We start from the raw sequence: 18,873 nt of genomic DNA on the forward strand, positions 1-18,873 counted from the left end.
ATCTCGCCGTCAGACAGGAATCTAGCATGACTGCGCAACCTCTGAATCCGCTTAGCCTGCCCTTATATGGCGAACGCCTGATTGAAGCGTCCGCCGGTACTGGGAAAACCTATACCATTGCGGCGCTCTATTTACGCTTGTTGCTCGGATTGGGCGGCGAAGCCGCCTTTACGCGTCCGCTACGGGTGGATGAAATCTTGGTGGTGACCTTTACCGAGGCGGCAACCGGTGAGCTGCGTGAGCGGATCCGCGCGCGTATTCGTGAAGGACGTTTGCTATTGATGCAAATGGTGCAGCAGCCAGCGCTGCGAGACCTGTTGCTAGCGGAGAAAGGGAAAAAAGATCCGTTGTTGGCACAGATGATGGATATCGCTCCCGCCGATTGCTGTGAGGCGGCGCAGACTTTGCTGGCGGCAGAGCGGCAGATGGATGAGGCGGCTATCTACACCATCCACGGTTTTTGCCAACGGATGCTGACGCAAAATGCCTTTGAGTCCGGCAGTTTGTTTGAGCAAACCTTGGTGACCGATGAGCAAAGCTTGGTGCGGCAGGTGGTCACGGACTTTTGGCGACGTCATTTTTATCCGCTATCGCGCGATATGGCGGCGGTGATCAGCCAAGAGTGGGCTTCACCCGAAGTGCTGCAACATGAGGTGGTGCGTTACTTAAGTGGACCGGCACCGCGCATTCATCGGCATGGCGAGGATACCGATCTGGCGGCGCGCCATCAGCAAATTGTCGCGCAGCTTGATGCACTTAAGCAGGCTTGGCTGGCGAATGCGGGTGAGATTGAGGCGCTGATTGCCGGCTCTGGAATTGCCAAGAACAAGTATCGTGGCGATTGGGTGAGCAAGTGGGTGGGTGAAATCACCGCATGGGCGATGCAGCCGACTCGTGATTATCGCTATCCTGACTCGCTGGCACGCTTTGCGCAGTCGCGGTTGCATGAGGCGACGAAAAAAGGCGAATGCCCGTCGCTAGCCTTATTTGACCAGGTTGAGCAGCTGTGTGAGCAAACACTTACTTTGCGTGATATCGTGCTGGCGCAGGCTATCGCTGAGCTACGCGGCGCGATGCAGCGGCATAAACTTGAGCGCGGAGAGATGTCGTTTGATGACTTGCTGACGCGCTTGTCGCAGGCGCTGCAGCAAGAAAGTGGTCCTGTGCTGGCTGAGGCTATCCGTCAGCGTTATCCGTTGGCGATGATTGATGAATTTCAGGACACCGATCCGCAGCAGTACCACATTTTCCATACTCTGTATGGCGGGCGCAGCGATACCGGTTTATTGATGATTGGTGACCCGAAGCAGGCTATCTATGCGTTTCGTGGCGCGGATATCTTTACCTACATCGAGGCGCGTCGCAATGTAAGTGCCCACTATACGCTAGACACCAACTGGCGCTCGTCCGCGGGGATGGTGGATGCGGTCAATCGCCTGTTTAGCCTCTCGCCAGATCCATTTTTGTTCCGCGCCGATATCCCATTTTCGCCGGTACAAGCATCGCCGGCGGCCAGTGGGTTGCATTTCACGCTCGAGCAGCAAGTGCAACCGGCGCTCACGTTGTGTCGTTTGCCGGGGGAGCGCTGTAACAGCGGCGATTACCAACAGCAGATGGCGGCGGCGTGCGCCGATTCCATCGCCGGTTGGCTACAAGCCGGTGCCGAAGGGCGCGGGCAGATTGTGCGCGGTGATCAATCGCGGCCAGTACAGGCGCAAGATATTGCCGTGCTGGTGCGTACTGGCCGTGAAGCGGCCTTAGTGCGACAAGCTCTGAGCGCGCGTGGTGTTGCCTCGGTATATCTGTCAAACCGCGATAGCGTATTTGGTACGGCGGAAGCCACCGATTTGCTGCACTTACTGCAAGCCTGTTTACAACCGGGACAAGAGCGTTTACTGCGCGCGGCTCTGGCCAGTAGCTTACTGGGGCTGAGTGCCGCCCAATTAGATGCGCTCAACCAAGATGAAGAGCGCTGGGAAAAGGTGGTCGCGGAGTTCGAAATGTATCGCCGCTGCTGGCAGCGCCAAGGCGTATTGCCGATGCTGCATCTGGTACTGCGCGAGCGCGAATTGGCGGAAACGCTGTTAGCGGGCGCTGACGGTGAGCGCCGGTTGACCAACGTGCTGCATTTGGGCGAGTTGCTGCAAGAAGCGGCCGCCGAGTTAGATAGTGAGCATGCACTTCTGCGCTGGTTCGCGCTGCAACTGGCTGAGCCGGCTTACGGTAGCGAGGAGCAGCAACTGCGTTTGGAAAGCGATGCCCATCTGGTCAAAATCGTCACCATCCATAAATCCAAAGGCTTGGAATACGGTCTGGTATGGTTGCCCTTTGCTTGCAGTTTTCGTAAAGCCGATGGCAGTTTGTACCACGATGACAGCTTACAGCCGGTGCTGGATTTAACCGGCGATCCGCTCGCGGCGGAGCGCGCCGAATATGAGCGCTTGGCCGAAGATATCCGTCTGATTTACGTTGCGCTGACCCGCGCGATTTATCACTGCCAAGTGGGGGTGGCGGCGCTGACGGTGGGGAACGGCAAGCGCGACAGCACCGATGTACACCAAAGCGCGTTTGGCTATTTGCTGCAACGCGGCGAAGCCGGTGATGCCGCCTTGCTGGATAGCTGTTGCAGCTATCTGTGTGAGGTGGGGGGCGGTAATGTGGCGCTTGCCGGTTTGCCTGAGGCGGCGCAATTTATGCCACCGGTGCGCGAAAGCGCGCCGACCTTAGCCGCTGCGCAGTTTACCGGTCATATCGACCGTAACTGGTGGATCACCAGCTACTCGCACTTAAGTCGTCACCAAGAAGCGGTGGACTGGCTACCGCATTTTGATCAGGACGCCGCCGGCGAGCAACCTGTCAGTGCGGCGACGCTCGCGGCAGAGTCGGTGGTGAGCCCAGAAAATAGCACTGCGTTGGCGGTTGCCGAGGCTGATATGGCCGCCGAGTGGCTCGGTACGCTCGCCATTGATAGTGCCATTGATAGTGCCGTTGATAGCTCCAGTGATAACGCTAGTGATAAAGAAAGTGGCTGGGCAGGCAAGCTCACGTCAGATGCAGATTCCAACGCATTTGCGTCAATCGATCCCGCTGAGCCAACCGAGCCAGAGGCGCCAGAAATCGAATACTCGCCGTTTACCTTCCCGCGCGGCGCTCGCCCAGGGACGTTTTTGCACAGCTTGTTTGAAACCTTGGAGTTCACTGCTCCGGATACGTGGTCTGCGCCGTTGGCGCTGATGAGCGACGCCCACGGGCTGGACGCTCAATGGCAGCCGGTATTGCAGCATTGGTTGACGCAGGTGCTATCGACCCCGCTCGATGGTGAGGCGTTAACCCTCAATCAAATCGGGCCACAAGATCGACGTGTGGAGTTGGAGTTTTACCTGCCGATTGACTCTCCACTGCACGCTGCGCGGCTAGATAGCCTGTGTCGGCGCTACGATCCGCTCACGCGCCAAGCGCCGCAGCGACTGGAGTTTGCCAGCGTGCAAGGCATGCTCAAAGGCTTTATCGACTTGGTGTTTCGCTGGCAGGGGCGCTTTTATGTGCTCGATTATAAGTCCAACTATTTGGGCGATACGGCGGCTGATTACGCCCCAGATGCGTTGGCGCGCGCCATGCTCGATCACCGCTATGACTTGCAATATCAGCTGTACACCTTGGCACTGCACCGCTATTTGAAAACGCGCGTGCCGGATTACGACTATGAGCGTCATATCGGTGGTGTGTATTACCTGTTTTTACGTGGCATGCAAGGGGCGGATTCTAACGGTGATGAGCAACATGGCGCGAACGGCGTGTTCCATTGTCGCCCAGATGTGCAGCTGATTAACGAATTGGATCAACTGTTTGCCGCGTCGAGTGACGCCGCTGTCGTTGGCGAATAAGGAGAGCGCAGATGCTACAAGAATTACAGGCGCTGGTGGCCAAGCAGGTGATCCGGCCATTGGATTATCAATTTGCACGCTATCTGGCGGCCGACTTACCTGCACCGCAAGGCCCATTACTGGCTTTAGTTGCGGCGATGACCAGTTTTGCAGCCGGTAGCGGGCATATTTGTCTGGATTTGCGCCGCTTGCATCCGCAGCGTTTATTTGGTTTGCGTGACACTCAACATCTATGGCAAGCCATCGGGCTGCTGCCACTTGCGCAGTGGCCTGCGTTACTGCGTTCTTGTCCTGCCATCGGGGATGGCTCTCAGCCAACGCCACTGGTCTTGGATGGCGATTATCTCTATTTGCACCGCTTGTGGCAGGACGAAGGGCAGATCATCGCTTTCTTGCAACGCAGCGTGCAGCAAAGCGCCCTGTTGCAGCAACAGACACCGAGCGCGCCATTACGCAGTATGCTCGATACCCTGTTTGTGCGTACCGAACCGCAGACACCGGAAGTCGATTGGCAGAAAACCGCAGCTGCGCTGGCGTGTACCAGCAGTATGGCCGTGATCTCCGGCGGCCCCGGTACCGGTAAAACCACTACCGTGACTCGGATGTTGGCGGCGTTATTGCTGCAAGCCGGTGAGCACAAATTGCGGATCAAACTCGTGGCGCCGACCGGTAAAGCCGCGGCGCGCTTAAGTGAGTCAATCAGCGCCGCGCGCGCCAGTTTGCCGGTGCCGGAGGCGATCCGTGAGCGTATTCCGGCGGAGGCGGGCACCCTGCACCGTTTGCTGGGGGCGCAGCCGAACAGCAGTCGTTTTCGCTATCATCGTGATAACCGTCTGCATCTGGATCTGCTGGTGGTGGATGAAGCCTCGATGGTGGATGTGTCTTTGATGGCGCGCTTGGTCGAAGCTTTGCCGGCGCATGCGCGTTTGATTTTATTGGGCGATCGCGATCAGTTAGCCTCGGTAGAAGCGGGAGCGATTTTAGGCGATATCTGTCAGCTTACGCAGCAAGGCTATAGCCCCGCGCAAGCCGAACGCCTTGGCGCGCTCACCGGCAGTGATTTATCGGCCTATGTGCAGCCGCGCGGCGAGGCGCTGCGCGATCAGATTTGTCTGCTACGTAAAAGCTATCGCTTTGCCGCCGGCTCTGGCATTGGGCTGCTGGCCAGTGCAGTAAACGTAGGCGATGCAGAGGCGGTAGAGGCATTATTGAGCAATAGCGCCAGCAGTGCCGATTTGCATTATTGCGCGTTGAACGAGCAGACGTGGACTGCGCAAGAATACCCGCAATTGCTACGCCAGTGCGTGAGTGGTTATCGCCCCTATTTGTCGGCGGTGCGCTCTTTGCTGGAGGCCTCCCCAGAGGGCAGTGTGCTGGATGAGTCGGCGGTGCGCGCTATTTTGCATCATTTTGCCCAGTTTCAGTTATTGTGCGCGCTGCGCGAAGGACCGTTTGGGGTCAGTGGCCTGAATCAGCGCATTGAACAAGCCTTAGAGCAGGCGGGCTTGATCCGGCGCGATGAGCAAAGCCGCTGGTATCCGGGGCGACCGGTGATGATCATGCAAAATGATAGCGCCTTGGGGCTGTTTAACGGGGATATCGGGATCACGCTGGAAGACTATGATCGTGAAGGGACGCGACGACTGCGGGTGTGGTTTGAAATGCCCGATGGCAGTGTGCGCGCCTATCTGACGAGTCGCTTACCGGCGCACGAAACGGTGTATGCGATGACGGTGCACAAATCGCAAGGCTCGGAGTTTGCCCATACTCTGCTGGTGTTACCGCCGCGCTATACGCCGCTGTTGACGCGAGAGTTGGTGTACACCGCGATTACCCGTGCTAAACAGCAATTGTCACTGTATGCACAGGCGCAGGTGTTACGCCGAGCAGTACAAACGCGCACCTTGCGCCACAGTGGTTTTGCTGCCCGTTTACAGCGCGGCTATTGAGCTCGTGGCGCACGCATGGCGATTGCCATGTAGCCTGCCGGATTGACTACGCAAGTGGTATCCGTATAAAAAAAAAGGATAAAGATAAGGCTCACTCAGCGCCCGTTTGTCGCGAATAGCGCAAACGGGCGCTGGGCATGCGTTAGACCACGTCAGTGATCAGAATTTTCGATTTACGCTGATAGTTATACAGCGCCTGCTTACGCTCAGGCAGCACTTCAACTCCGGCCGGTGAAAAGCCCCGCTCTTGGAACCAGTGGATGCTGCGGGTGGTCAGCACAAACAACTGCTTCAGCCCCATCCGTTTAGCTTGCGCCATCACCCGTTCGAGCAGCACTTCGCCGCGCGAGGAGTTGCGGTATTCGGGATGCACGGCTACGCATGCCATCTCGCCCATCTCCTCTTCAGGGAACGGGTAGAGCGCGGCACAGGCGATCACCAAACCATCGCGCTCGACCAGCGTGAACTGACTGATCTCCATCTCTAGCTGCTCACGAGAGCGACGCACCAAGATCCCTTGCTCTTCCAGCGGACGAATTAATCCCAAGATCCCACCAATATCATCAATGGTGGCCGAGCGGACTTGCTCGGCGCTCTCCATCACGATCTGGGTACCGATCCCATCGCGAGAAAACAGCTCTTGCAACAGCGCGCCATCTTCCACGTAGCTCAGCAAATGGCAGCGTTTGACCCCCGCGCGACAGGCGGTGACCGCGGCACGCAGAAAACGGATCGTGGCCGAGTGGTAGTTGCCGAGCGCCTCTTGCTGCTGGATCAACTGCTGTGCTTCGCTGGGGAATAACTCGGAGATCACGCTTTGTGGATCGTCCGGCTCCATCACCCCTTGCTCGGCGCAAAAGCCCAGCATTTTGTCGGCTTCCAATTTAATCGCCAGTTGGGTGGCAATCTCTTCCGACGTCAGATTGAAGCTCTCACCGGTGACCGATACCGCCACCGGCCCCAGCAGCACCACGCTGCCACTGTTGAGCTGACGGCGAATACCTTCGACATCAATCCGGCGAATGCGGCCACTGTGGCAGTAATCAATGCCATCATCTACCCCCAGCGGCTGGGCAATCACAAAGTTGCCACTGACCACGTTCAGGTGCGCACCGGCCATCGGGGTGTTAGACAGACTCATCGATAAACGCGCCGTCAGATCCAGTTGCAGCTGACCGGCGGCCTGTTTGACCAGCTCCAAGCAGCGGCTGTCGGTAACTCGAGTGTGTTTGTGATAGCGGCATGGATAGGCGTGCTGTTCATGCAGCAGGTCAATCTGGCGTCGCGCGCCATACACAATTACCAGCTTGATGCCGAGGCTGTGCATCAGACCCAGATCGCTGATAATGTTTTTGTAATTGGCGTGCTCTACCACTTCGCCATCGAGCATGATGACAAAGATTTTACCCCGGTGTGCATTCACATACGGGGCAGACTGACGAAAGCCGTGTACCAGCTCCATGCTGCGTTCTTTCAATGGGGCGTCCTCGTGTGCGCAAAAAAATACATTATTGAATAAATATTCCCTTATTTTGCTTTTTTATTCTTAACGGGGCGGATTTGCAATACGCGGAAAGAAATTTAACATTTGTGTCTAAAAAGTCGGCGCGAAAGCGCTAGGCGCACTTAGAAATAATGCGTGAGCAGTAACAAATGCTTTACGTGAGATGAGTAGTAGCAGGATGCGCGGTAAGGCATGGAGGGAAGAGCGGATTTTACGCGTCCCCACGCTGTTGCGACAGGGGACGCGCAGTGGAATCAGTGTGACGAATTCCGATTCGGCATGCTAAAGATGCCGTCTAAACCCGGGAACTGGAATGACTCGCTACGGTACAGCACGCTATCGCAACTGGTGCACACATGCTGACGACGGAAGGAGTACGCCCGGTCGACGCCGAAGTGATGTATTTTCCGGCTATGACAATGGTTGCATTTTATCTTGCTGAAGAGTTCGCAGCCCGGATGGGCTTTCAGATATTCCTGTTTGGTTGGCAGCATCTTCCACTGGCGCAGCAGGCGCTGGGTAATTACCACGTAGCTGCCGAGCAGCCCAATAGCCAGAACAAACATAATACCTGAAATAATCATCATAACCTTAACCTCAACATCGTTATCACCATTGCTTAATAGCGTTCATTGTGTCCTATTCGACTGTATCGTAATCAGTAACGAACTGAAAGATTTGCTTACCATTTTAACTTGTTGATTTTTAAGTAATCAAAAACGTAATACATGAAAATGTGATTTGTATCTCATTGTCTGTTTTGTCTACCCGTGCTATTGCATGATTATTCGTGCATGAGATGAGCGTGTGCAGTGCTCGACGTGAGGGGAAGAGGCGTGGGCAAGAGGGCGTGGACAAATAAGAAACCCAAGTTGTTTGGGTATAGCTAAACCGAGGTGCTGAGAAAGGCACGCTGTAAAAAACGCACCACAAAAAAACGGCTCACGAGGAGCCGTTAGTCAGCCTAGCTTTGCCTTACAGGCTACGCAGAACGCGCTGTAACAGGCGTACGCGTGGCAGGATGCTGTCCAGCACCAGATACTCATCTGGACTGTGGAAGCCGGCGCCGATTGGGCCTAAGCCATCCAGTGACGGGATCCCCAGCGCTGCTGTCAGGTTAGCATCAGAGCCACCGCCGACAGCTTTCCACGTGATCTCGATACCTTCTTCTGCGCCGCAACGCTCAACCAGAGCCATCAGCTCTTCGGTCTCTGCTGACGGGGTCATCGCCGGTTTGTGCGCTTCGCGCTCCAGCGTGATACGTACGCCGTCGATGAACGCTTGCTCTTGCTGAGCGGTCAATTTGGCGTGGACTTCGTGGTATTCCGCGTTGTCCCAGAAACGTACGTCGACCAGCAATTCAGCGTGATCTGGCACGATGTTGGCGCCGTTACCGCCTTTGACGATCCCGACGTTCAAGGTGGTGCCGGATTCAAAGTTGGTCATCGCATTGATAGCCAAGATCCAGTGCGCCATCTCGCTGATGGCCGAGCGGCCATTTTCTGGCTCGTTACCGGCGTGCGCCGCTTTACCGTGGAAAGTGATCTTGTAGCGTGCCATCCCTTTACGGGCTTTAACCAGAGAACCATCCGCACGGGCGGCTTCGGCTACCAGCACTTTCTTGGCTTTCTTCGCGACCGATTCGATCCATTCGTGAGAGTGGATGGAGCCAATCTCTTCGTCTGGGTTCATCAGCACGCCAATGGACAGACGCTGCAGCGTCTCTTGATCCAGATGACGCAGTGCCCACAGAATGTTCAGTAGACCGGCTTTCATGTCAGATACGCCCGGGCCGTAAGCACGCTCGGCATCGGTGCTCATTGGACGCTCAGCCGCGGTTCCTACAGGGAATACGGTATCCATGTGCCCGATCAGCAGCACATCAAAATGGTCTGGGTTTGGCTGGTTAGTGGCCAACACGCCAGGGCCGGCTTTCGCGCCCAGATCAACCACTTCGGTGTGCCAGTTCAAGTCACGGTATTTCTGTGCCATCATCTCAGCAACGGCGGCTACGCCTTCTACCGTGCTGGTGCCGCAGTCGATATTGATCAGCGGTTTCAGTTCTTCCAGATAAGCGTTCAGTTGCATATCCAATACACCTCGATTTAGATAATCACACGCATCAGTAACATCGCACCGAAGGCATTCAGTACGGAAATACCGATCATGACAGGGATCAGTTTGGCACGGGTGCCGATTACGCCCAGAATACGACCCGCGTATTGCACTTGGGAGCCCATCAGGTAGATAGCCGGAGCCAGAATGGCCAGATGCTCACCGGTCAGGATGCCATCAGTGAACAGGCTCACTGCCACACCAACACCGCCGCCCATTGACATCCAGCCGCCCAGCAGCACAGCCGCTGCTTCACCTGGCAGGCCGAACAGCGCCATCACAGGTTCAAATACACCGGCCATCAGATCCAGCGCACCAGAGATTTTCAGCACCTTGATGATAACAAAAGCCATCAGGATATTGGGTACGGTGCTGGTAGTTGCAATGTTCCAACCTTTACGCGCACCGGCAACAAAGATATCCGTGATCATTGGTTTAGTTTGAGTAGTCATCAGGATGCTCCTTAGGCGTTAGTCTGGGCAGGCTTGGTGGTGTCAGATTCGGAATCGCCTTTACCTTCAGTCGCTTTCAGGTAAATGCGGAACAGGTTAGCGCCGACAATCTTCATCACGAACATCACCGCCACACAGGTACCGATAGATGCAGGAACGGCCAAGTTGCCATCGCTACCCACCAGGGTGAACAGCACCGCACCGGAGGAGAAGAAGTTCACCAACATTGCGCCAGCAGAGAACTGGAACATCGTGAAAACGTCTTTTTCACGTTCAGTGATTTGTTTGTCATCGGCCAGTGCACGGGTCAGAGAAGCACCTACGTCAGTACTTTGCAGGCTGCCAATCATGGCCAGACCGGTGTTACCGGAGATCCCCATCAGTGGGCGCAGCAGCGGAGACAGCAGCTTACGTGCGGCATCCAGCGCACCGTAGTGCTCCAGTACGTTAATCACACCCAGCGCGAACATTACGGTTGGGATCAGACCAAAGGCAAACAGGAAACCTTCCATCGCACCGTCACCGCCTGCACCGCGCAGGGTGGAGGTAGAGGTGGTGATGGCATCGCCAGTTTGTTTCACGCCGCTGACCAGTTTACCGAAGGTACCGTTCAGGGTGGTGAAGTCAAACACACCTTGCCAGCCGGTGCTTTTCATCGCGCCGGAGAAGAAAATCAGGGCAAAGGCCAGCGCTACATAGGCGCCCCAGCGGACGGGTTTATTCTGATCGGTGGGTGTACTCATGGGCATTCTCCAAAGCTCTGGGCTGTTAACCAGGTTAAATATGCGAACAGTCATTTATTCGGCTCATGCGGGCAGCATAGGGATGGCGGGGAGATAAAAATTGATATGGATCAAGTTTTGTAAATTGAAAAAGTATGACCAATTGTAAATTTTAACTACGTCATGCTTTTTAATCCCACATATAAGATATATGCCTCTGCCTGTGTTTATTTTTGTGGAGTTATATGTTTACGCCATGTTGGCATAGTGTGGAATTCTGCCATGTAATCCACAGGAGACAAGGGATCGCGCACATAGTCATGTTTTTCGATAAGGAAGCTGTCACTTTGATTCGGCAATATGGGCAGTTAGCAGAATTTTATCGCAGAATTTTTTACTGCCCGCTCTTGGCTCTCGTGCACCGCGGTACAAAAAGTGAATGCCAGTAGCACGCACTCAAGAAGGCGAAAAAACAAAGAGAGTGAAAAAAACAAAGAAAGCGAAGACGAGGAAATCATCTAAGTAGGAATTAGAGAGTAGGGAGGAAAGATAGAGCAGGAACGTAGAGAGGTAACTATGGACGTGACTGAAATTTAGGTACAAAAAAACCACCTTACGGTGGCTTTTGCTTTCTGACCCGAAACAGTCAGAAGAATTGGTTGCGGGGGCTGGATTTGAACCAACGACCTTCGGGTTATGAGCCCGACGAGCTACCAAGCTGCTCCACCCCGCGTCCGATGCAGTGCATAATACGCTCCAGCCGCGGGAATGCAAGCTTTTTATGTGACGAAAATTCGTTTTTTTGCGACAAAGCCACGTTAAAACCTGATTCAGGCCACAAAATAGGGAAGACGCTGCTCGCTGGGCTGCTGGCTTAGTGCAATCAGTTGTCACTGCCTAGTGTCTTGGCGAGCGTTTCCAAATGGCGCATGATAGTGGTGTAAATATCCCGTACCGATAATCCAGCACTGATCACAGAAAGTGATTTCTTTCTGCGTCGCCGTTTGCTATTTTTCGCCGATTTTCCGGTGTTCACCGGTATTACCGCTATCCAGTTATAAAAGAAGGGAGTCTGACGTGCGACCTGTATTTGCCCGTTTCACCGCCTCTGCCGAGGCAACAGTGGCCCGCGCCACCTATTCGTTGCGCCCATCGCGCTGCGGGATTGGACTGATGGCGTGCCTGTTGCTGGCCTTGGCGGGCTGCGCCCCGAAAGCGCCACCGACAGATCGCGGTCAGCAATATAAAGATGGCGAAATTACCCAGCCATTGAAACCGGTGGCACAGGTGAACAGCCGTTTGCTGCCGCAAAACCAGAATGAATTTTCCCAGCAGGTTGAAAATGTGAAATTCGGTTCGCCGTCACTGCACTTTCGCCAGCAACACACCTATGCCGATATTTACCGTTGGCTCGATGCAGGGGCAGATCCGCGCAAATTAGCGCAATTTGGCTTGCAACCTTACCTGATGGCGGGGGGCGATAATCAAGGCAACGTGCTATTTACTGGGTATTACACACCAGTATTGCAAGCGCGCCATAAGCCAGATGCGGTATACCGTTACCCGCTGTATGCCCTGCCTAAAGGCAATGCTCGCTTTACCCGCGCCGAAATTTATAACGGTGCCTTACAGGGCAAAGGCTTGGAGTTGGCCTACAGCGCCTCAATGCTGGATAACTTCATGATGGAAGTGCAAGGCAGCGGTTATGTGGATTTTGGCAATGGTGAGCCGCTGGCTTACTTCGGTTATGCCGGGAAAAACGGGTATGCTTATACCAGTATTGGTCGTGTGCTGATTGAGCGCGGCGAAGTGCCACGCGAGCAGATGTCACTGGATGCGATCCGCAAGTGGGCCAATACACACACGCCGCAGCAGGTGCAAGAGCTGTTTGAGCAAAACCAGTCTTATGTCTATTTTGAGCCGCGCGCTGCCGCGCCGGTGGTGGGTGCCAGTGGTATTCCTCTGGTGGCCAAGGCCTCGGTGGCCGGTGACAAGAGTTTAATTCCGCCGGGCAGCGTATTGCTGGCCGAAGTGCCGTTGTTGGATGGACAGGGGCGTTTTACCGGCAAACATGAGATGCGTTTGATGCTGGCGCTGGATGTGGGCGGCGCCGTCAAAGGTAACCACTTTGATATTTACCACGGTGTCGGTGATGATGCTGGGAAAGAAGCCGGTTTCTATCAACATTTTGGCCGGGTATGGGTGCTGAAATCGCCCGCCGATGGGCGCTTATAAGCCTGTGCCGGCATACTAAAACTGTAACATCAGCATGAATTCAAGCGAGGAGCTGAGATGTCTAAGCAGCAGACCGCATCTGCGGAGTATCAACAACGCTTTGGCGGTACTGCCCGTCTGTACGGGCGCAGCGAGTTGGAGATCCTGCGAGCGGCGCATGTCTGTGTAGTGGGCATCGGCGGTGTCGGCTCATGGGCGGCAGAAGCGCTGGCACGCACGGGAGTTGGCGCGATCACCCTGATTGATATGGATGACGTGTGCGTCACCAACATCAACCGTCAGATCCATGCCATGAGCGGCACGGTGGGGCGCGCCAAAATCGAGGTGATGGCCGAGCGGATCCGCGCTATCAACCCCGATTGTGCGGTGCATTTGATTGATGATTTCATCACGCCGGATAATCAGGCCGAGTATTTAAGCCGTGGCTATGATTATGTGATTGATGCGATTGACAGTGTGCGCCCGAAAGCGGCTATGCTGGCATATTGTAAGCGCAATAAGATCCCGGTCATTATGGTGGGCGGTGCGGGCGGTCAGATTGATCCGACGCAGATCCAAGTGGCTGATCTAACCAAGACCATTCAAGATCCGCTGGCGGCCAAAGTGCGTGGGATCTTGCGCCAAGAGTATAATTTCAGCAAAAATCCGAAGCGCAAATTCGGCATTGATTGCGTGTTTTCATCTGAGCATTTGATTTACCCGCAAGCCGATGGCAGCGCTTGTCAGGCCAAACAAACGGCAGAAGGCCCGAAGCGGATGGATTGTGCGTCCGGTTTTGGTGCTGCGACCATGGTCACGGCCTGCTTCGGTTTTATTGCTGTATCGCGCGTGATCCAGCGTTTGCTGGCTAAAGCGCAGGCTCGGGCGCAAGAGCCCATTTAATAGCAAGAGCAAATGTAAGAGCAAGAATAAGCGTAACGGAAGACGTTTAAGCGATACCTTTCCTACTTGAAGCTGCTGCGGTGTTGGCTACGTTTGTTCACCCTCAATCACATAGTTTACCTATGCTCATGGGGTTTCACGCACTTGCCGCCGACTTGCAACTTCACGTTGTTTGGGTATCGATAGCCAGTTACTAACCAGAAGGGATGCCACGATGAAATTACGGGTAGAGTTAGATCTGACGCCGCAAGAGCTCACTGAGCTGACGCAAAACCATCAAGCGCTGTGGCAGAATCTGCAAATGCAATTCTGGTCACAGGTGTCGCAGCAGATGATGAAGATGTCGCCGCTAGGGGGCTTTTATCCGATGTCGGGGCAGAATAATGATGAGCGTGGTGGGCCGCGCGAGTAAGCGCGTCAATGTAATACTGTGCTGATGTATGACAGTGATGAGTCTCGCGGCCTAGCGCCGCGTTCTATAACGTAAAAACGGCAGCACCACGAAATGTGGTGGCTGCCGTTTTTGTTGGCGTCGCTGGCAAAAATTAGTGCTTAAGCGCCGTGCGCGGTACGTGCCAGTTCATGAAGACGGGCACTGATCGCCTCAATGCCTTGCGCCCGTGAGCTAGACAACTGATCGGCAATGCCGAGGCTGGCCAGTGCCGCGGGAATATCGAGAGCCAGCACATCGTCTGCAGATAAGCCTTCGATACGGGTCAAAATGACCGCCAACAAGCCTTTTACGATGCGCCCTTCACTGTCAGCATAAAAGTGCAAGCGGCCATCGGGCTGTACTTGCATCCCCAGCCAGACCCGATTCTCGCAACCATACAGCTCAAGCTGACTGCCACGCTCTTGCTCTGATAGGCTCGGCAGCTGACGGGCGAGCAGGATCAGTTGGCGATAGCGGTCTTCCCACAGCTTGCAGGCTGAAAAGCGACTTTCTAGCTCAGACCACGTGATTTGGGTACCAAAAGGGTGTGAACCTAACATCCGTTATTCCTCGCGTATTCGTTATTCCTCGCGTAGCAGCGCGACGGCGCGCTGTAAGGCGCTAATAAAGGCGCTGACGTCTGCCTCGCTGTTATACGGGGCAAAAGAGACGCGCACGGTACCGGAAACGCCCAGTGCTTCGGTGAGCGGCTGCGCGCAGTGCATACCGGCGCGTAGCGCAATCCCTTGTTCCGCTAGCAACGTGGCCAGATCGCCATGGTGAAGCCCTGCGACATTAAAGGCGATGATCGTGCTGGCGTGTGGCGGACGATACAGCTGCAGCCCATCAATGGCTTGCATCTGCTGCACCGCCGTTGCCGCGAGGGCGCAGGCATGCTGATCGGCGGCGGCCAGATCTTGTTGCGCCAACCACTCTAGGGCCGCATCAAAAGCCAGAATACCTGCGATGTTGGGGGTGCCGGCTTCAAAACGCTGCGGGATCGGCGCCAGTGTAATGCCATCGAAGCTGACTTGCTGGATCATTTTGCCGCCGCCATGCCACGGGCGCATGTTTTCCAGCAGCGCCATCTTGCCGTACAGCACACCAACCCCGGTCGGGCCGTAGAGCTTGTGTGCTGAGAACGCGACAAAATCCGCATCCAGAGCTTGCACATCCACCGCTTCATGCGCCACCGCCTGCGCTGCATCCAACATCACCACCGCGCCAACCGCGTGCGCCGCGCGGATAATCATCTCTACCGGCTGGCGACTGCCGGTGACATTCGACACCATGCCTACGGCCACCAGTTTGGTGCGTGCGTTCAGCAGGGCTGGCAGCGCCGAGATATCGAGCAGCAACTCTTCAGTCATCGGCAGACGAACGATTGTCGCGCCGGTTTGTTCTGCCAGCAGCAGCCACGGCACCAAATTAGCGTGGTGCTCCATCGCACCGACCAAGATCTCATCACCCGGTTGCAGGCGATCGCGCAGATAGCCATTGGCCACCATGTTGATGGCCTCAGTGGTTCCGCGCGTCCAAATAATCTGGCGTGGGTCGGGCGCATTGAGTAGCGCAGCGCACGCGCTTCGTGCATGTTCAAAGCGGCGCGTAGCACTGGCTGCTGCCTGATGCTGGCTACGGTGTACGGTTGCGCCATTGCTGCGGTAATAGGCATCACTGGCCTCAATCACTGGCAGCGGTTTGAGCATGGTGGCGGTGCTGTCGAGGTAGACGCCAGCGTTATCCTGCAATGCCGGAAATTGGCGGCGGAACGAGTCGGGAGCAAAAGCAAAGGTCATGACGGTAATCTGATCTGAGTGGCAATCAATTCTGGCGGTGATCTTGGCGCGATCACAGCGACAGTGCAAGGGCGGGCTAAATGACAGATAAAAAAAAGCACCGCCAAAAGGCAGTGCGGAAAGAATTCACTATTGACAGACAGGGTCAAAATTGTACAGGAAGTGAAACATGGTGACTTTCGTCACCTGCCCGGAAAAACCGGACAACGTGCAAACACAACATTGCATGTCTTTGAACCTAAAGTATCTCCGAAGAGCTACTTGCCGTTTAGGCTCAGACCGCGTGGGTTAATATAGGGATTTGCTAGCCCTTCAACAACGGACAAATTATAATGCCCAACATTAGAATATCTAATATGTTGCTGAATGGTTATGGGTATGTCAAGACGACTTCCGCCGCTCAACTCGCTCAAAGTTTTTGAAGCCGCCGCGCGCCATTTAAGCTTTACCCGGGCAGCCGAGGAACTGTTTGTTACACAGGCTGCTGTCAGCCATCAGATTAAGGCTTTGGAAGAATTTCTGGGGCTAAAATTATTCCGGCGGCGTAATCGTTCGCTGCTGCTGACCGAAGAAGGGCAGGCCTATTTCCTCGATATGAAGGAAATTTTCACGGCGTTGTCCGATGCCACCGAAAAGTTGTTAGCGCGCACCGCCAAGGGCACCTTGACCGTCAGCTTGCCGGCCAGTTTCGCCATTCAATGGTTGGTGCCGCGGCTGGCGGATTTTAATGCCTCGCACCCCGATATTGATGTGCGCATCAAGGCGGTAGACATTGATGAAGGTTCGCTGACCGATGATGTGGACGTGGCGATTTATTATGGCCGCGGTAAGTGGTTCGGGCTGCGCGTTGACCTGTTATGTAACGAGTATCTGATCCCGCTGTGTTCACCGGCGCTGCTGACCGGCGAGCATCCGCTGCTTTCACCGCATGATTTGGTGCACTATACGTTATTGCATGACACCTCGCGCCGTGATTGGCAAGCCTTTACCCGCCAGTTAGGGCTGACTGATATCAACGTTAATCAAGGGCCGATTTTCAGCCATACGGCGCTGGTGTTGCAGTCGGCGATTCATGGCCAAGGGGTGGCGCTGGCTAACAATGTGCTGGCGCAACCGGAGCTGAAAGCCGGTCGCTTAGTCTGTCCGTTTGATGATGTGTTGATGAGTAAAAACGCTTTTTATGTGGTTTGCCATGACACGCAGGCGGAACTGGGTAAAATAGCCGCCTTCCGGCAATGGATGTTGTCGCGGGCGCAGCAAGAACAAGACATGCTGCGACTTCGCAGCGTATAACCGTGAGCGCCATGCTGGCGCGGCGGTCTTAACAGCAGACAGGGATGATAAGGAGAGCATGATGCTGCGATTTATTCTGCCGTTTGGTGCACTGAGCGGATTTTTTGTCGTCGCGTTTGGCGCTTTTGGTGCTCATGTGCTGAGCCGTTCACTGGCTGCGGCGCAGATGACCTTGATCCAGACGGGTTTGAATTATCAGATGTTTCACACCGCAGCACTGCTGGCGGTGGGAGTTTTAGGTTTGCAGTATCCGCGTCAGCGGCTGGATCTCGGCTGCTTGTGGTGGGTACTTGGCATTTTATTATTCAGTGGCAGCTTGTATGCCTACGCATTGTCCGGCCTACATTGGCTGGTGTGGTTAACTCCGGTCGGGGGCGTGAGCTTTCTGGCCGGTTGGCTGGTGCTGCTGAGCAAATTATTACAGTTGAGGAGAACCGCGCATGAATAAACTGGCGCTGTATTGTCGTCCAGGCTTTGAGAAAGAGTGTGCGGCGGAGATTACGGATAAAGCCGCCCAACTCGGGGTCTATGGTTTTGCCCGCGTAAAAGATAACAGCGGCTATGTGCTGTTTGAGTGTTATCAGTATGAAGACGCCGATAAGCTGGCGCAGGAGATCCCGTTTAAGACGTTGATCTTTGCCCGTCAGATGATCGTGGTGGGTGAACTGCTTAAAGATCTGCCGCAAGAAGATCGGATCACGCCGATCGTTGGCATGCTGACTAACGTGATTGAAGGCCCGGGTGAGCTGCGCGTAGAAGTGCCAGACACCAATGAAGCCAAAGAGCTGTCTAAGTTCTGCCGTAAATTCTCGGTTCCGCTGCGCGCGGCGCTGCGTAAAGCCGGTATTTTGCTGAACAAGGAAAACCCTTATCGTCCGGTGCTGCATGTGTTTTTCATCGCGCCGGGCTGCTGCTATGTCGGTTATTCCTACAGCAACAATAACTCGCCGTTGTACATGGGGATCCCGCGTCTGAAATTCCCATCCGATGCGCCAAGCCGTTCTACCCTGAAGCTGGAAGAAGCGTTGCACCTGTTTGTGCCACACGATGAGTGGGATGAGCGTTTGGGCTCTGGCATGTGGGCGGTAGATTTAGGTGCTTGCCCTGGCGGTTGGACCTATCAGTTGGTACAGCGCAGCATGTTTGTGTACGCAGTGGATAACGGCCCAATGGCCGAAAGCCTGATGATGACCGGTCAGGTAACACACTGCCGTGAAGATGGCTTTAAGTTCCAGCCACCACGCTCCAATATTGCATGGTTGGTGTGTGACATGGTGGAAAAACCGGCCAAAGTGGCAGCGCTGATGACCGATTGGCTGGTGAACGGCTGGTGCCGTGAGGCGATTTTCAACCTCAAGCTGCCAATGAAAAAGCGCTATGAGGAAGTGAGCCATATTCTGGAAAAAATGCAGACGGCGCTGAAAGACAATGGCGTCAATGCGCAGATTGCCGCTAAGCAGCTGTATCATGACCGTGAAGAGATCACCGTGCACGTGCGCCGTATTTGGGCGGCGACCAGTCCAAAAGCCAATGCTTACCGCCGCTATCGCGATGACGAGTAATGGTCTTTACGCATGACGATGACGTGCTTGAGCCGCTGAATAT

Annotated in this window: 15 protein-coding genes and 1 tRNA gene; 9 read left to right on the forward strand and 7 right to left on the reverse strand. The window is 55.0% G+C overall.

Translation table 11 applies throughout. The annotated features are described in order from the left end of the window. The first annotated feature begins 26 nt into the window (after nt 1-26). Nucleotides 27-3,884: an exodeoxyribonuclease V subunit beta gene (recB, locus tag L975_RS12945; protein WP_047708969.1), complete on the forward strand. Its 3,858-nt coding sequence runs from the start codon at nt 27-29 to the stop codon at nt 3,882-3,884. 11 nt (nt 3,885-3,895) lie between these two features. After that, nucleotides 3,896-5,833: an exodeoxyribonuclease V subunit alpha gene (gene recD, locus L975_RS12950; protein WP_047708970.1), complete on the forward strand. Its 1,938-nt coding sequence runs from the start codon at nt 3,896-3,898 to the stop codon at nt 5,831-5,833. A gap of 142 nt (nt 5,834-5,975) precedes the next feature. Here recD and argA read toward each other — a convergent pair whose 3' ends face one another. Continuing rightward, nucleotides 5,976-7,310, reverse strand: a complete 1,335-nt coding sequence (gene argA, locus L975_RS12955; RefSeq protein ID WP_036769944.1) for an amino-acid N-acetyltransferase — start codon at nt 7,308-7,310, stop codon at nt 5,976-5,978. Between the two features lie 383 nt (nt 7,311-7,693). On the opposite strand from argA, the gene L975_RS18210 reads away from it, so the two are divergent. Next, on the forward strand, nt 7,694-7,912 hold the full coding sequence (locus L975_RS18210) for a hypothetical protein (protein ID WP_133240532.1): 219 nt from the start codon (nt 7,694-7,696) through the stop codon (nt 7,910-7,912). 400 nt (nt 7,913-8,312) lie between these two features. Here the strand turns inward: L975_RS18210 and L975_RS12960 are convergent, their stop codons facing one another. The 4 genes from L975_RS12960 to L975_RS12975 form a co-directional block, all read right to left on the reverse strand. Further along, nucleotides 8,313-9,425, reverse strand: coding sequence for a M20 family metallopeptidase (locus L975_RS12960; protein WP_218185601.1), 1,113 nt, complete (start codon nt 9,423-9,425; stop codon nt 8,313-8,315). A gap of 17 nt (nt 9,426-9,442) precedes the next feature. Further along, nucleotides 9,443-9,904, reverse strand: coding sequence for a YjiG family protein (locus L975_RS12965; protein ID WP_010864431.1), 462 nt, complete (start codon nt 9,902-9,904; stop codon nt 9,443-9,445). An 11-nt stretch (nt 9,905-9,915) separates the two neighbouring features. Next, nucleotides 9,916-10,647, reverse strand: a complete 732-nt coding sequence (locus L975_RS12970; protein ID WP_010864430.1) for a nucleoside recognition domain-containing protein — start codon at nt 10,645-10,647, stop codon at nt 9,916-9,918. Nucleotides 10,648-11,282: 635 nt separating this feature from the next. Continuing rightward, nucleotides 11,283-11,359 (reverse strand) — tRNA-Met (locus L975_RS12975). Between the two features lie 440 nt (nt 11,360-11,799). Here L975_RS12975 and mltA point away from each other — a divergent pair. The 3 genes from mltA (at nt 11,800) to L975_RS12990 (ending at nt 14,155) form a co-directional block, all read left to right on the forward strand. Continuing rightward, complete coding sequence (mltA, locus tag L975_RS12980; protein ID WP_047709010.1) at nt 11,800-12,861, forward strand: murein transglycosylase A; 1,062 nt, start codon at nt 11,800-11,802, stop codon at nt 12,859-12,861. 57 nt (nt 12,862-12,918) lie between these two features. Continuing rightward, nucleotides 12,919-13,743, forward strand: coding sequence for a tRNA cyclic N6-threonylcarbamoyladenosine(37) synthase TcdA (gene tcdA, locus L975_RS12985; protein ID WP_047708972.1), 825 nt, complete (start codon nt 12,919-12,921; stop codon nt 13,741-13,743). A gap of 214 nt (nt 13,744-13,957) precedes the next feature. Next, nucleotides 13,958-14,155 carry a hypothetical protein gene (locus L975_RS12990; RefSeq protein ID WP_047708973.1) on the forward strand — a complete coding sequence of 66 codons (198 nt, stop codon included), beginning with the start codon at nt 13,958-13,960 and terminating at the stop codon, nt 14,153-14,155. A gap of 140 nt (nt 14,156-14,295) precedes the next feature. On the opposite strand, the gene csdE is transcribed toward L975_RS12990, so the two are convergent. Together csdE and csdA are read right to left on the reverse strand one after the other, a co-directional pair. Continuing rightward, complete coding sequence (gene csdE / locus L975_RS12995) at nt 14,296-14,736, reverse strand: cysteine desulfurase sulfur acceptor subunit CsdE (protein ID WP_047708974.1); 441 nt, start codon at nt 14,734-14,736, stop codon at nt 14,296-14,298. Between the two features lie 21 nt (nt 14,737-14,757). Next, entirely contained in the window at nt 14,758-15,975 is a 1,218-nt protein-coding gene (gene csdA, locus L975_RS13000) for a cysteine desulfurase CsdA (RefSeq protein ID WP_047708975.1), read from the reverse strand. A 378-nt stretch (nt 15,976-16,353) separates the two neighbouring features. Between csdA and L975_RS13005 the strand changes: the two genes are divergently transcribed. Genes L975_RS13005 through rlmM form a run of 3 tightly spaced genes read left to right on the forward strand, consistent with a single transcriptional unit; the run spans nt 16,354 to nt 18,830 of the window. Continuing rightward, nucleotides 16,354-17,268 carry a transcriptional regulator GcvA gene (locus tag L975_RS13005; protein WP_010864424.1) on the forward strand — a complete coding sequence of 305 codons (915 nt, stop codon included), beginning with the start codon at nt 16,354-16,356 and terminating at the stop codon, nt 17,266-17,268. Between the two features lie 58 nt (nt 17,269-17,326). Then, the gene (locus tag L975_RS13010; protein ID WP_039045194.1) at nt 17,327-17,716 is read left to right on the forward strand and encodes a DUF423 domain-containing protein; all 390 of its coding nucleotides are present in this window, start codon (nt 17,327-17,329) and stop codon (nt 17,714-17,716) included. Continuing rightward, the gene (rlmM, locus tag L975_RS13015) at nt 17,709-18,830 is read left to right on the forward strand and encodes a 23S rRNA (cytidine(2498)-2'-O)-methyltransferase RlmM (protein WP_010864422.1); all 1,122 of its coding nucleotides are present in this window, start codon (nt 17,709-17,711) and stop codon (nt 18,828-18,830) included. The genes L975_RS13010 and rlmM overlap by 8 nt, the downstream gene beginning before the upstream one ends. Nucleotides 18,831-18,873 lie beyond the last annotated feature (43 nt).

The sequence above is a fragment of the Plesiomonas sp. ZOR0011 genome, assembly GCF_000800945.1.
GTDB classification, from domain to species: Bacteria; Pseudomonadota; Gammaproteobacteria; order Enterobacterales; family CAMTGL01; genus Plesiomonas; species Plesiomonas shigelloides.